The organism is Actinophytocola sp. (assembly GCF_035942955.1).
Taxonomy (GTDB): domain Bacteria; phylum Actinomycetota; class Actinomycetes; order Mycobacteriales; family Pseudonocardiaceae; genus DASYTH01.
Genome location: NZ_DASZCQ010000347.1, coordinates 15574 through 29124 on the forward strand (window position 1 = coordinate 15574; position 13551 = coordinate 29124).

Consider the following 13551-nt stretch of genomic DNA (forward strand, 5'->3'; position numbering starts at 1 on the left):
TCTCCAGAAAGTCGGTCCGCCCGGTACATCGTCCATGACGTCTCGAACGTTCGCGACGTCATCCCTTGGTCGCCCCGCCGGTCAGGCCCTTGACGAAGTTGCGCTGAAGCGCCAGATAGAAGATCAACACCGGCATGGTGGCCAGGAACATGAGGGCGAAAACGGTGCCGAAGTCCGCCTGGTACTGGCCGATCGCCCGGTAGATCCCGGTGGTGATCGTGGTGCCCTTGCCGGGACCCAGGATGATCAGCGGGTTGAGGAAGTCGTTCCAGATCCACACGCCGAGGAAGATCATCACGCTGGCACTGGCCGGCCGGAGCAGCGGAAACACGATCCGCCAGAACGTCTGGAACCGGCTCGCCCCGTCGATCGCGGCCGCCTCCTCCAGCTCGCGGGGGATCTGCCGCATGAACCCGGAGAACACGAACACACCGAACGGGATGTAGTACCCGACGTTGAACAGGATCAGCCCCTGGATCGTGGTCATCATGCCCAGCGTGTCCAGCACCTCGGTGATCGGCAGCAGGATGACCTGCGGCGGGATCATCAGCCCGCACAGCAGCAGCACCGTGGCCGCCCGCGCCCACCGGCTCCGGCTGCGCGCCAGGTAGTGCCCCAGCATCGCCGAGAGCACCGTCAGCACCAGCACCGACGCCGTCGTGATCACCACGCTGTTGGTCAGGCTCACCCAGAACAGCCGGTCCGGCCGGCTCATCACCCGAACCAGGTTGTCCACCGTGGGCGGAAGCGGCAACCCCATCGGATCGGTGCTGATCCTCGGCCCGACCTTGAACACGTTGGCCAGCACCACGTAGAGCGGCACGAAGAACACCGCACCGACGATCAGCGCCGCCACCGGCCGCAGCAGCCCCGGCCTATCCACAGCCACCCCACCTGTGGACAGCTCCGCCAACCTCAAGATCAACTGCGGTTCGTGCGGGTAGACTGGCCCACGAACCCGCCCCCCACCCCAGATCGGGGTGGGGGCTGCTGTTGGTGGGGTGCGAGTCGATCATAGGTCGACCTCCCGGCGCTGCAGCAGCTTGAGCGTGACGGCCGAGGCGGCGGCGATGATCACGAGCATGACGATGGCCATGGCGGAGGCGTAGCCCTGGCGGTTGGCGGTGAAGCCGACCTGGAGCACGGTGAACGCGATCGAGGCGGTGGTGCCCTCGCCCGGTCCGCCGTTGGTGATCACCTGAATGTGGTCGAACACCTTGAACGCCGAGATGAGCTGGACCACGGTGTTGATCGTGAGCGCGGGCGCCAGCAGCGGCCAGGTGACCTTTCGGAACCGCTGCCACGGGCCGGCTCCGTCGATCGCGGCGGCCTCGATCAGCTCCCGGGGCACTCCCTGCAGCCCGGCCAGGTACACCACCACGCAGAACCCGAGCGTCTGCCAGGAGAGGATCACCCCGAGCGAGTACACGGCCAGGTCCGGATCGGACAGCCAGCCCGGCGGCCGGTCCACCCCCAGCCCGCGCAGCGCCTGGTTGATCACCCCGTCGTCGGCCATCATCCGGGTCCAGATGATGCTCACCACGACCGAGCTCAGCACCACCGGCACGAAGAACACGCTGCGCAGCGCGTTGTACAGCCACCCCCGCCGGTCCAGCAGCAACGCGATGGCCAGCCCGAGCACGTTGGGCACCACCACCACGATCACCGTGAGGATCGTGGTGACCCGCAGCGCGTTGAGGAACTCCGGGTCCTCGAACAGCAGCCGGTAGTTGCGCAGCCCCACGTACCGCGTCGGCGGGCGGAACGGGTTGTAGTTGGTCAGGCTGTAGCCGACGCTGACCAGGATCGGCGCCAGCACGAAGCAGATGTACACGAGCAGCCCCGGCGCGCCGAATGTGAGGAACGCCCACAGCCGCGGCCACGCCGAAGCCCGGCGCCGGCGCGGCCGCGGCGGACCAGATCCCGGCGCCCCGGTCTGCGGGCGCCGGGTGATCTGAGCCGTCAGGACGCCTTCTCCCATTCGGTGTCCAGGAACGCGGCCACGTCCGTCGGCGACTTCTGCCCGGTCACCAGGTCGGCCATCCCGGCGTCCCACTTCTCCGGCACGCCGACCAGCATCCCGTCATCCCCGGCCTCGAACCCGAACGCGGGCACGACCGCATTGGCGGCCTCGGCCTGCCGCAACATGTCGAAGCCCTCCCTGTACACCGGCCCGACATCGCTCGGCGGCGAGTAGTTCTTGATCGCCGGGATCAGCCCGTCTGCCTTGCACGACGTGTCCAAATTGGTCTTGTCCAACTGGTACGCAAGCGCGAACTTCTTCGCCGCCTCAAGGTTCTTCGCCTTCGCGTTCACCAGCAGCCCACCACCCGTGAACGCCGACACCACCTGCTTGCCGTCATCCGACGGCCAGAAGAACTGCCCGATCTCGAAGTCCGGCTTGGTCTTCGGATCATCGGCCGCCGCCGCGAACCAGTTCCCCATCGCGTACATGGCGCCCTTGCCGGTCAGGAACGCGTTCTGCGTCGCCGCGTAGTCCTGCGACAGCATCCCCTTGTCGATGTACCCCTTCGCCGACAGGTCCGCCAGCTTCTGCGCCGCCCTGGTGAACTCCGGGTCCGTGAACTTCACCTTCCCCTGCCGCCGGTCCGCCATCCACTTGGGATTCTTCGCGTACACCTCGGTCGCCAGGATCCCGGCGAACGTCGGCCCCAGCGCGTCGTGCGTCGTCTTCCCCCCACCGATCACGAACGGCGTGATCCCCGCCGCCTTCAACTTCGCCGCCACGTCCAGCAACTCGGCGTACGTCTTCGGCGGCGCCGTCACCCCGGCCTGCTGGAACAACTTCTTGTTGTAGTACACAACCGGGATCGTCTGCGTGTTCGCCGGCAACTGGTACACCTTCCCCCCGATGGCGCCGTTGCGCGGATACAGGAACTCCCCCAGCTCCTCCTGCTTCCACTCGTACAGCGCCCCCGACTCCGCGAACCCCGCCGGCGACACCGCCACCAACACGTCCGGCAACTGGTTGGACGCAAGCAACTGCTTGGCGTAAGCCGTCCGATCCTGCGTCGGCGCCACCAACTTGTTGACCTTGATCTCCGGATGCTTGTCCGTCACCCGCTTGATCGCCGCATCCCACACCTCCGGCGTCAGGTTCGGCGTCTCAAACGTCAGAAACGAAATCTCCTGCTGCCCCTGCCCACCCCCCTGCCCCGGCGAAGGCGCCTCCTCGACCGAACACGCCCCCACCAGACCCACCGCAACGACCGCCGCCCCCACCGCCAACAGCTTCCTCATGGCAACCATCTCTTCGTTGAGGTCCACACCGGCCACACAGTGCGTGCATTACATCGGATGTATTTGCCCCCGTCAAGGCCACAACCCCAACCCCAACCGCCCCACACCCCCATAGATTGGATGTCTAACCATCGCTGGTCCCCTGCCAACGCAACCCCGCTGGGTCAGCAGGAGCCAGCACCGTGGGGGGTTTGGGGGCTCGGCCCCCCAACATAATCCGAAGCGACGTGGTCCGCGCTTTCCGCGGACACACGTCGCCAGAGTGGAGGTGCCGGGAATCGAACCCGGGTCCTCTGCCGCTTCGTCAGGGCTTCTCCGTGCGCAGTTCACTGTGCCTCTGCTCGGCCCCGCCGGTCACGTGAACTAGCCGGTGTGACGGGCCCAGCCGCTGTAGGTGTCCCGCCGCGGATCCGCGGCCAACCCGCGGCGGTGAGCCTCCTGGATGATGCCGGCAGACCGGGTCGGAGGCGATCCCGGGCCGACAGACTCGCTCTCGCTCAGGCGGCGAGGGCGAAGTCGCGCTGACTATTCGTCTTGGCGCTTATTGGTTTGCGGCGACGCTTGAGGTGGTCTGCCGCCTGCACCTGCACGCTTCCCCTGGCTCAACGTCCAGAGTCGAAACCGTTCACCCCCTTGTCGATGGGTCGTTCATCAAGGATAACGCGCGGGTAGGCGCGGATCATCCCGGTATCGACGGGGGTAGGGCTAGCCCCACCCCCAGGACGGCGGCGCACCCCATGGTTGGCGGAGACCGCTCGCGGGATGCTGGTCGTGCCGATCCCAGCAGGAGGAGATCACGATGGCCCCGGCGAATGTCACCGAGAGCGACGGCACCAGGCCGAACCCGCCCGTGCTTGGCGCGCTCGTCTATCTGTTGCTGAACCTGCCGGCGGGCATCGCGGGCTTCGTGCTCGTGGTGACGCTGCTGAGCGTCGGCCTGTCCACCGCGATCATCTGGGTCGGCGTGCCGGTGCTGGCCGTCGCCCTGCTGCTGTGGCGGGGCGGCGCGCGGCTGGAGCGCCGCCGGGTGCACGCGCTGCTCGGCACCTTCGTCGCCACGCCGTACCGGCCGTTGCCGGAGGGGATGTCGGCGCAGTGGAAGACCCGGGTGAAGGACGCGGCGACCTGGAAGGACATGCTGTACCTGGTCCTGTTGCTGCCGATCGGGATCGCCGAGTTCACGCTGATGGTGTCGTTCTGGTCGGTCTCGCTGTGGTTGCTGTTGATGCCGCTGTACTTCGGGTTCCTGCCCGACGACTGGTATCCGGTGGCCTGGGGCCACCCGTTCATCCGGGTCGACTCGGCGTTCGAGGCGCTGCCGTGGGCGGCGCTGGGCGCCCTGCTGCTGGCCGTCACGGTGGCATTGACCAAGGGCCTCGGCTCGCTGCACGCCCGGTACGCCCGCGCCATGCTGGGCCCGAGCGGGCGCAAGCTGGACGCCATGGCCGGCGCGCCGGCCACGCCGAGCGTGAACTGGGATTTTCGCACCCATGTCTACCCGGGCGTGTGACGCGATGGCGAGCCCGCTGCCCGACCCCCCGCACCTGGCCGTGGTGCCGGTCCCACCCGAGGTGGATGCTGGTGACGTGCCCGCCTCGATCACCGTGCAGCGCCGGACCCCGGTCGGCCGCGCGCTGGGCACGATCGCGTTCATGCTCGGCGCCTACCCGCTGAGCCTGGTCGCGTTCGTGTCGGTGATGGTGTTCCTCTGGGTCGGACTGGGCACCGTGATCATCTGGGTGGGCATCCCGCTGCTGATGCTCACCACCCAGTTGGTGTACGGGTTCGCCGCGCTGGACCGAAGGTGGATCAGGGTGACCCTCGGGGTCGACATTCCAACGCCGCGCATCGAGCACAGCGGCACGATGTTCCAGCGCTGGCGGGCGCAGCTCACCCACGCCCAGACCTGGCGCAACCTCGGCTATCTGCTCCTTGCGTTCCCGCTGAGCATCATCGAGTTCGCCATGGCCCTGGCCGGCATCGTGCTGCTGCCGATCGCGATCTGGGTGCTGCCGTCCATCGCCTCGCTGCACGCGGCGCTGGCCGCGACGATGCTCGGGCCGAACACCACGACCCGGCTCACCGAGCGGGCGCAGCGGCTGCAGGCGTCCCGGGCGCGCGGAGTGGACGCGGCCGAGGCCGAGCGGCGGCGCATCGAGCGCGACCTGCACGACGGCGCGCAGCAGCGGCTGGTCGCGGTGGCCATGGGCCTCGGCCGGGCGCAGAAGAAGTTCGACGCGGACCCGGAAGGGGCGAAGGTCCTGGTCGGCGAGGCCCTGGCGGACGCCAAGCTGGCCGTGTCCGAGCTGCGCGACCTGGCCAGGGGCATCTACCCGGCCGTCCTTGGCGACCGCGGGCTGGACGCGGCGCTGTCCTCGCTGGCCGCGAAGAGCCCGGTGCCGGTGGAAGTCACGGTCACGGTCGATCCCCGGCCGCCGGCCGCCGTGGAGAGCACCGCGTACTTCGTCGTCGGCGAGTCGCTGACCAACGTCGCCAAATACGCCAACGCCACCCAGGTCACGGTGAAGGTGTGGCGGGAGGACCGGCCGTCCGGGGACATGGTGATCGTCGAGGTCACCGACAACGGTGACGGCGGGGCGGCGTTCCGGCCCGGGGGTGGGCTCGCCGGTCTGGCCGATCGGGCTGCCACGATTGACGGCGTCATGACCGTGGTGAGCCCGATCGGGGGACCAACCGTGATCAGAGCGGACCTGCCGTGCACGTGGTGATCGCCGAGGATTCCGTCCTGCTGCGCGCCGGGATTCAGCGGTTGCTGGCCGACGAGAACATCGACGTCGTCGCGGCCGTCGAGGACGGGGAGGGCCTGCTCGTCGCGGTGAGCGAGCACCGGCCCGATCTGGCCATCGTGGACGTCCGGATGCCACCGACGTTCACCGATGAGGGACTCCGGGCGGCGCTGACCGCGCGGGAGCAGCAGCCGGGACTGCCCGTGCTGGTGCTATCCCAATACGTGGAGGAGCGGTACGCCGTCGAGCTGCTGGCCGGAGGCGCGGGCGGAGTCGGCTATCTGCTCAAGGAACGGGTGGCCGACGTCGCCGAGTTCGTGGACGCGGTGCACCGGGTCGCCGGCGGCGGCACGTGCATCGATCAGGAGGTGATCGCGCAGCTCATGGCCCGCGGCCGACGAAACCCCATCGACGTGCTCACCCCGCGCGAGCGGGAGGTGCTCAGCCTGATGGCCCAGGGACTGTCCAATGTAGCCATCGCCAAGTCGCTGACCGTCTCCGACGGAGCGGTGGAGAAGCACGTCGGCAACATCTTCAGCAAACTCGGCCTCGAACCCAGCCCCGAAGAACACCGCCGCGTCCGCGCGGTCCTCACCTTCCTCGAACGAGGCTGAACCCCCCTCTCCCCCTCCCATACGAAAGTGGCCTTCGCCCAATCCAACCCAACGAATGAAAGCCACCCACACACCGGCAGGCCGGGATGGCCACCTTCACACCACGCGCGGTGGCGAAAGGCCACCCTCACCCCACGCGCTGCACGAAAGCCACCTTCACCCCGGACGGCATCGCGAAAGCCACCCTCACCCGGTCCGCCCCAGCGAAAGCCGCCTTAATGCTGCGCGCCGAGGCGAAGGCCACCTCCACTCCGGACGACGCAGCGAAGGCCACCTTGACTCGGCCGGGCGGGGCGAAAGCCACCCTCACTTCACCCGCCGAACCCAAGGCCACCTTCACTCCGAAGCCCACAGCGAAAGCCACCCTCATTCGGCTCGCCGAGGCGAAAGCCACCCTCACCGAGTCCAGCCGGGCGAAGGTCCCCCTCATCAGCTGCAGTGTCGAGGAAGACCACCATCACCCACCCGCGGGGCAAAAGGCCACCCTCATTCGGCTCGCCGAGGCGAAGGCCACCTTCAGCCCAGCCCGCCCGGGCGGGTCGGGTCTGAAGGTGGCCTTCGTTGGTGGGTCAGGCGGCCTGGGCCGCGGCATCCGCGGCGGTAGCCGGCTGGAGCGCCAGCTCCAGCACCTCGCGGACGTCGCCGACCAGGTGCACGTTCAGTTCGGCCAGCACCGACTCCGGCACGTCGTCGAGGTCCGGCTCGTTGCGCTTGGGCAGCAGCACCGTGGTGATCCCGGCCCGGTGCGCGGCGAGCAGCTTCTGCTTCACCCCGCCGATCGGCAGCACCCGCCCGGTCAGCGACACCTCGCCGGTCATCGCCACATCGGCGCGCACCGGCCGGCCGGACAGCAGCGAGGCTAGCGCGGTGGTCATGGTGACGCCGGCGCTCGGCCCGTCCTTGGGCACCGCGCCCGCCGGCACGTGCACGTGCACGCCGCGCTCGGCGAGCTCCCCGACCGGAAGCGACAGCGGGCCGCCCTGCGAGCGCAGGTAGGACAGCGCGATCTGGGCCGACTCCTTCATGACGTCGCCGAGCTGGCCGGTCAGCGTGACCCCGGTCGAGCCGGTCTCCTTGTCCGCCAAGGATGCCTCGACGAACAGCACGTCGCCGCCGGCACCGGTGACCGCGAGCCCGGTCGCCACGCCCGGCACCGCGGTCCGCTCGGCGGATTCCGGTGTGTGCTTGGGCTGGCCAAGGTACGCCCGCAGATCGGCCGCGCCGACCGACACGGGCAACTCCACCTCGCCGACCGCAAGCCGGGCCGTGACCTTGCGCAGGATCCGGGCGATCGACCGCTCGAGCTGGCGCACGCCAGCCTCCCGGGTGTACTCGCCGGCGATCAGCCGCAGCGCGTCGTCGTGCACGGACACCTCGTCGGCGGTCAGCCCCGCGCGCTCGAGCTGCCTCGGCAGCAGGTGGTCGCGCGCGATGGTGACCTTCTCGTCCTCGGTGTACCCGTCCAGCGTGACCAGCTCCATCCGGTCGAGCAGCGGGGCCGGGATCGCGTCGACCACGTTGGCGGTGGCCAGGAAGACCACATCGGACAGATCCAGCTCGACCTCGAGGTAGTGGTCGCGGAAGGTGTGGTTCTGCGCCGGGTCGAGGACTTCAAGCAGCGCGGCCGTCGGGTCGCCGCGGTAGTCGGCGCCGACCTTGTCGATCTCGTCGAGCAGCACCACCGGGTTCATCGAGCCGGCCTCGCGAATGGCCCGCACGATCCGGCCGGGCATCGCGCCGACGTAGGTGCGCCGGTGCCCGCGGATCTCCGCCTCGTCCCGCACGCCGCCGAGCGCCACCCGGACGAACTTGCGGCCCATGGCCCGCGCCACCGACTCGCCGAGCGAGGTCTTGCCCACCCCGGGCGGCCCGGCCAGCGCCAGCACCGCTCCGCTGCGCCGCCCGCCGACCACGCCGAGGCCGCGCTCCTCGCGCCGCTTGCGCACGGCCAAGTACTCGATGATCCGGTCCTTCACATCCGCGAGGCCGGAGTGGTCGGCGTCGAGGATCTCCCGCGCGCCGCGGACGTCGTAGGCGTCCTCGGTGCGAACGTTCCACGGCATCTCCAGCACCGTGTCCAGCCAGGTGCGGATCCACCCCACCTCGGGCGACTGGTCCGAGGTCCGCTCCAGTTTGTCCACTTCGGACAGCGCGGCCTCGCGGACCTTCTCCGGCAGATCCGCGGCCTCGACCCGCTCGCGGTAGTCCGCCTCCTCCGAGGCCGGCTTGCCGTCCAGCTCGGCAAGCTCCTTGCGGATCGCGGCGAGCTGCTGGCGCAGCAGGAACTCCCGCTGCTGGCGCTCCATGCCCTCCTTGACGTCCTTGCGGATCGACTCCGCGACGTCCAGCTCGGCCAGGTGCTCGCGGCCCCATTCGAGCAGCTTCTCCAGCCGGGTCACCACATCCGGGGTCTCCAGCAGCCAGACCTTCTGCTCCGCGGTCAGGTAGGAGGCGTACCCGGCCATGTCGGCCAGCGCGGACGGATCGTCCTCCTGCGCCACCGTGTCCACGACCTGCCACAGCCCGCGCTGCTGCAGGATCGTGGTGACCAGGCCCTTGTACTCGCGGGCCAGCTCCCGGGCGCGGTCGGTGATCGCCGGCTCCTCGGTCACCTCGGCCTGAACCCACAGCGCGGCCCCGGGTCCGGTGGTTCCGGCCCCGATCCGCACCCGGGCCGTGCCGCGCACCACGGCGGCCAGGTCGCCGCCCGGCAGCCGGCCGATCTGCTCGACCACACCGAGCGTGCCGACCCGGGCGTACTTGCCGTCCAGCCGCGGCACCAGCACCACCCGCGGCTTCTCGCTCGCCTCGGCGGCGGCCTGAGCCGCCTCGACCGCGGCCCGCGCCTCCCCGGCGGTCTCCGGCCCGGCAAGCCTGACGGGCACGACCATGTTCGGCAGCAGAACGGTGTCGTCCAGCGGCAGAACCGGTAGCGCCAGCTCCTCTGCCATGATCCCTCCAAGGTTGAGTCTGCCTAACTCAACCCGAACCGGACCGGAGATGTTTCCGCATCATGTTCGCCGTGAGCGAGCACACGGGTCAGAGGCCGAGCAACCGGGCCGGGGTCTCGTGCAGCACGGCGCGCAGGAACGGTTCGCCGAGGCGGTCGTCGGCCGCGGCCCAGCCGGCGATCGCGGCGAGCTGCTCGGCGTACGGGTACGGGATGCTCGGGAAGTCGGTGCCCAGCACCACCCGATCGCCATGCCCGACCAGTCGGGAAACCCAGTCCTTCGGCAACCCGGCCCGGGCGCCGGCGAAATCCACGCCGACCATCGTGGTGTCCAGGTACACCCCCGGGTACCGGTCTACGAGGTCCAGCGCGGCGGCCACCTCGGGCATGCCGGCGTGGGCCAGCACGGCCACCAGCCGCGGGTGCCGCGCGAGCACCTCGGCGAACACGTCGAGGCCGGTGAACTCCCCCGGGATCGGCCCGTGTCCGCAGTGGACGACCACCGGCACGCCGGCGTCGGCCAGCATCCCCCAGGCCTTGTCCAGCAGCGCCGAGCGCGGATCGAACGCGCCCACCTGCACGTGCACCTTCACGCAGCGAATGCCCGTGCGCAACGCGCTGTCCAGATAGGACTCGACACCCGGTTCCGGGTACATGGTCGCGGTCGGCACGGCCTCGGGCGTGCGCGCGGCGAAGTCCGACACCCAGCCGTTGAGCCACTCGGCCATCCCGGGCTTGTGCGGGTAGACCAGCGGAGCGAACGCGACCACGCCGAGCCCGCGCAGCACCGCGACCCGCTCGGACTCGGGGAGTCGGTAGTGGATCGGCCACTCCCGGCCGTACTCCCGGCTGGCCCGGTCGAAGAACTCCCACACCTTGCGCTGGACGGAATCCGGCAGGAAATGCACGTGCAGGTCGACCAGTCCGGGCAGGCCGAGCCCGGCCACCCAGGACGCCACGTCCGCATCGGACCGCGGCCCCGCCGGGTTCACCAGCGGCCCTTCGCCGCCCGACCGGCCGTCCGGGCCATCTCGCGCTGAGCGTCCCGTTTGGCCAGCGCCTGCCGCTTGTCGTAGGCCTTCTTGCCCCTGGCCAGCGCCAGCTCAACCTTGACCTTGCCGTCCTTGAAGTACATCGACAGCGGCACGAGGGCAAGACCGCTCTCCTTGGTCTTGCCGACCAGGCGCAGGATCTCCTTCTTGTGCAGCAGCAGCTTGCGGGTCCGCCGAGGCGCGTGGTTGGTCCAGGTGCCCAGCCCGTACTCCGGGATGTGCAGGTTCCGCAGCCACACCTCGCCGTCGTCCACCGTGGCGAACGCGTCGACCAGCGAGGCCCGGCCCTCCCGCAGGCTCTTCACCTCGGTCCCGGCCAGCACGATCCCGCACTCGTAGGTGTCCAGGATCGTGTAGTCGTGCCGCGCCTTGCGGTTCGACGCGATCACCTTCCGGCCGGTCTCCTTAACCATGAGCTTAAGGTTAGGTCCGCACGTACAGGCGCAGCGTGATGTATCCGGTGACCGCGGAGATTCCCATCGCGGTGAGCACCAGCCACGGCGACACCAGCAGGATGTCCAGGGTGTCGATCGACCCGACCACCCCGGTATTGATCAATCCGCCGATCACGCTGTCCAGGAACCAGGCCTTGAACATGACCAGGAAGCCGATCGCCAGCACCGCGCCGATCAGCCCGGTGACCACGGCCTCGAGCAGGAAGGGCAGCTGGGTGTACCAGCGGGTCGCGCCGACCAGCCGCATGATCTCGACTTCTTTGCGGCGGTTGAACGCCGACACCTGCACCATGTTGGAGATCAGCAGCAGCGCGGCGATCGCCATCACGAGGGCGACGAAGAACGCCAGGTTCCGCACGCCGTTGAGCAGCGCGAAGAACCGCTCGAGGAACTCGCTCTGGTCCACTATGGAGGAAACGCCGGGACGGCCGTTGTAGGTCTGCTCGATCACCTCGGGCCGGTCCGGGTTCTTCAGCTTGACGTGGAACGACGCCGGCAGCGCCTCGGGCCGGGCCAGCTTGACCAGCTCCGGCTGGGCTTCGAAGATCCGCTTGAACCGCTCGAAGGCCTCGTCGCGGTTCTCGAACTGGACCGACTCGACCGCGGGGTCACGCTCCAGGTCGGAGCGCAGGCCGAGGCAGGGATCGGCGTTGCACGCCTTGTCGTTGGCGCTCACGTCGTCGATGAGGTAGACGGAGACCTCGAGCTTGTCCTGGTAGAGCGTCTGGGTCTTGTCGATCATCCGGACGAACAGCAGGCCGCCGCCGAGGGTGGCGAGCGAGACCGCGGTCGTCAGGATCATCGCGATGGTCATCGTGACGTTGCGCCGAAGACCGGTGAGGACCTCGCTGAGGACGAAACTGGCTCTCATCGGGAGACTTTGTTCCTAGGGGTGTCGGGGGTGGGTGGTCAGCGGCCGACGCCGTAGACACCGCGGGCGTCGTCGCGGACCACCCGGCCGAGGTCCAGCTCGACCACCCGGCGCCGCATCGAGTCGACGATCGAGTGGTCGTGGGTGGCCATCAGCACGGTGGTACCGGTTCGGTTGATCCGCTCCAGCAGCAGCATGATGTCCTGGCTGGTGTCCGGGTCGAGGTTTCCGGTCGGCTCGTCGGCGAGCAGCATCAGCGGCCGGTTCACGAAGGCCCGCGCGATGGCCACGCGCTGCTGCTCGCCGCCGGACAGCTCGTGCGGCATCCGGGCCGCCTTGCCTTCCAGCCCGACGAGCTCGAGCACCTCGGGAACGACCTTGCTGATGGTGTGCCGCGGCTTGCCGATGACCTCCAGCGCGAACGCGACGTTCTCCGCCACGGTCTTGTTGTTGAGCAGCCGGAAGTCCTGGAACACACAGCCGATCGACTGGCGCAGCCGGGGCACCCGGCGTCTCGCCATTCTTGCCACGTCGAAGTTCGCCACGTAGACCCGACCCCGGGTGGGCACCTCCTCCCGCAGCAGCAGCCGCAGGAAGGTGGACTTGCCCGAACCGGACGGACCGATCAGGAAGACGAACTCACCCTTGTCCACGTCCACGGACACGCCCTCCAGCGCCGGTCGCGTGGAGGTCTTGTACACCTTGGATACGTGCTCGAGCCGGATCACGAGGCGCGAGTCTACCTCCGCCCGTGTTATCGACTTGTTGCCTACCGCCTGGACTGGTTGTGTCGCACGCCGAGTGTCCGGCCGGCTACTGCCCCTGGGTGCGCCGCCAGCGGATGCCGGCCTCGAGGAAGCCGTCGATGTCGCCGTCCAGCACCGCGGTCGGGTTGCCCACCTCGTACTCGGTGCGCAGGTCCTTGACCATCTGGTACGGGTGCAGCACGTAGGAGCGCATCTGGTTGCCCCAGCTCGATCCGCCGTCGCCCTTGAGCGCGTCCATCTCGGCCCGCTCCTCCTGGCGCTTGCGCTCCAGCAGCTTGGCCTGCAGCACCCGCATGGCCGCGGCCCGGTTCTGGATCTGCGACTTCTCGTTCTGGCAGGACACCACGATCCCGGTGGGCAGGTGCGTGATCCGCACCGCGGAATCGGTGGTGTTCACGCTCTGGCCACCCTTCCCGGACGAGCGGTACACGTCGATGCGCAGGTCCTTCTCGTCGATCTCGACGTCGACGTCGGCGTCGGACACGTCCGGGTAGACCAGCACGCCGGCCGCCGAGGTGTGGATGCGGCCCTGCGACTCGGTCACCGGCACCCGCTGCACGCGGTGCACCCCGCCCTCGAACTTCAGCCGCGACCAGATGCCCTCGTCCGTGCGGGACTTGATCGCCACGGAGACGTCCTTGTAGCCGCCGAGCTCGGCATCGACGGCGTCGATGACCTCGGCCGACCAGCCGCGCCGCTCGGCGTAGCGCAGGTACATGCGCAGCAGGTCGCCGGCGAACAGCGCGGACTCCTCGCCGCCCTCCCCCGACTTGACCTCGAGGATCGCGTCCTTGTCGTCCGCGGGGTCGCGCGGGGCCAGGAGCATCCGAAGCC

Annotated in this window: 13 protein-coding genes and 1 other RNA gene; 3 read left to right on the top strand and 11 right to left on the bottom strand. The window is 69.3% G+C overall.

What is annotated here, in order from left to right; all coding sequences use genetic code 11:
* Positions 1-58: 58 nt before the first annotated feature.
* The 4 genes from VGX25_RS34605 to ssrA all read right to left on the bottom strand — a co-directional run bounded on the left by VGX25_RS34605 (position 59) and on the right by ssrA (position 3894).
* Positions 59-883: a carbohydrate ABC transporter permease gene (locus tag VGX25_RS34605; RefSeq protein WP_326922200.1), complete on the bottom strand. Its 825-nt coding sequence runs from the start codon at positions 881-883 to the stop codon at positions 59-61.
* Between the two features lie 129 nt (positions 884-1012).
* Positions 1013-1981 carry a sugar ABC transporter permease gene (locus VGX25_RS34610; RefSeq protein ID WP_326922201.1) on the bottom strand — a complete coding sequence of 323 codons (969 nt, stop codon included), beginning with the start codon at positions 1979-1981 and terminating at the stop codon, positions 1013-1015.
* Complete coding sequence (locus tag VGX25_RS34615) at positions 1963-3261, bottom strand: extracellular solute-binding protein (protein ID WP_326922202.1); 1299 nt, start codon at positions 3259-3261, stop codon at positions 1963-1965. The genes VGX25_RS34610 and VGX25_RS34615 overlap by 19 nt, the downstream gene beginning before the upstream one ends.
* A 260-nt stretch (positions 3262-3521) precedes the next feature.
* Positions 3522-3894, bottom strand: a transfer-messenger RNA (tmRNA) gene (gene ssrA / locus VGX25_RS34620).
* A gap of 166 nt (positions 3895-4060) precedes the next feature.
* Here ssrA and VGX25_RS34625 point away from each other — a divergent pair.
* The 3 genes from VGX25_RS34625 to VGX25_RS34635 all read left to right on the top strand — a co-directional run bounded on the left by VGX25_RS34625 (position 4061) and on the right by VGX25_RS34635 (position 6622).
* Positions 4061-4771: a sensor domain-containing protein gene (locus VGX25_RS34625; protein WP_326922203.1), complete on the top strand. Its 711-nt coding sequence runs from the start codon at positions 4061-4063 to the stop codon at positions 4769-4771.
* Positions 4772-4913: 142 nt separating this feature from the next.
* Complete coding sequence (locus tag VGX25_RS34630) at positions 4914-5990, top strand: sensor histidine kinase (RefSeq protein ID WP_326922214.1); 1077 nt, start codon at positions 4914-4916, stop codon at positions 5988-5990.
* Positions 5978-6622, top strand: coding sequence for a response regulator transcription factor (locus VGX25_RS34635; RefSeq protein ID WP_326922204.1), 645 nt, complete (start codon positions 5978-5980; stop codon positions 6620-6622). Before VGX25_RS34630 ends, VGX25_RS34635 begins: the two co-directional genes overlap by 13 nt.
* 127 nt (positions 6623-6749) lie before the next feature.
* Here the strand turns inward: VGX25_RS34635 and VGX25_RS34640 are convergent, their stop codons facing one another.
* The 7 genes from VGX25_RS34640 to VGX25_RS34670 form a co-directional block, all read right to left on the bottom strand.
* Entirely contained in the window at positions 6750-7052 is a 303-nt protein-coding gene (locus VGX25_RS34640; RefSeq protein ID WP_326922205.1) for a hypothetical protein, read from the bottom strand.
* A gap of 139 nt (positions 7053-7191) precedes the next feature.
* On the bottom strand, positions 7192-9573 hold the full coding sequence (gene lon / locus VGX25_RS34645; protein ID WP_326922206.1) for an endopeptidase La: 2382 nt from the start codon (positions 9571-9573) through the stop codon (positions 7192-7194).
* A gap of 88 nt (positions 9574-9661) precedes the next feature.
* Positions 9662-10531: an amidohydrolase family protein gene (locus tag VGX25_RS34650; RefSeq protein ID WP_326922207.1), complete on the bottom strand. Its 870-nt coding sequence runs from the start codon at positions 10529-10531 to the stop codon at positions 9662-9664.
* Positions 10532-10560: 29 nt separating this feature from the next.
* A complete protein-coding gene (gene smpB, locus VGX25_RS34655; protein WP_326922208.1) occupies positions 10561-11037 on the bottom strand; it encodes an SsrA-binding protein SmpB in 477 nt (158 codons plus the stop codon).
* 10 nt (positions 11038-11047) lie between these two features.
* Positions 11048-11950, bottom strand: a complete 903-nt coding sequence (gene ftsX, locus VGX25_RS34660) for a permease-like cell division protein FtsX (protein WP_326922209.1) — start codon at positions 11948-11950, stop codon at positions 11048-11050.
* Between the two features lie 38 nt (positions 11951-11988).
* Positions 11989-12678: a cell division ATP-binding protein FtsE gene (gene ftsE, locus VGX25_RS34665; RefSeq protein ID WP_326922210.1), complete on the bottom strand. Its 690-nt coding sequence runs from the start codon at positions 12676-12678 to the stop codon at positions 11989-11991.
* Positions 12679-12763: 85 nt separating this feature from the next.
* The coding region (locus tag VGX25_RS34670; protein ID WP_326922211.1) for a PCRF domain-containing protein at positions 12764-13551 on the bottom strand (788 nt) is incomplete at its 5' end.

Excerpts from the sequence above, each read along its gene's own strand:
- VGX25_RS34615 (WP_326922202.1), bottom strand. The coding sequence starts at position 3,261 with ATGAGGAAGCTGTTGGCGGTGGGGGCGGCGGTCGTTGCGGTGGGTCTG.
- VGX25_RS34640 (WP_326922205.1), bottom strand. The coding sequence starts at position 7,052 with ATGAGGGGGACCTTCGCCCGGCTGGACTCGGTGAGGGTGGCTTTCGCC.
- VGX25_RS34630 (WP_326922214.1), top strand. The coding sequence starts at position 4,914 with ATGCTCGGCGCCTACCCGCTGAGCCTGGTCGCGTTCGTGTCGGTGATG.
- VGX25_RS34610 (WP_326922201.1), bottom strand. The coding sequence starts at position 1,981 with ATGGGAGAAGGCGTCCTGACGGCTCAGATCACCCGGCGCCCGCAGACC.
- lon (WP_326922206.1), bottom strand. The coding sequence starts at position 9,573 with ATGGCAGAGGAGCTGGCGCTACCGGTTCTGCCGCTGGACGACACCGTT.
- ftsX (WP_326922209.1), bottom strand. The coding sequence starts at position 11,950 with ATGAGAGCCAGTTTCGTCCTCAGCGAGGTCCTCACCGGTCTTCGGCGC.
- smpB (WP_326922208.1), bottom strand. The coding sequence starts at position 11,037 with ATGGTTAAGGAGACCGGCCGGAAGGTGATCGCGTCGAACCGCAAGGCG.
- VGX25_RS34625 (WP_326922203.1), top strand. The coding sequence starts at position 4,061 with ATGGCCCCGGCGAATGTCACCGAGAGCGACGGCACCAGGCCGAACCCG.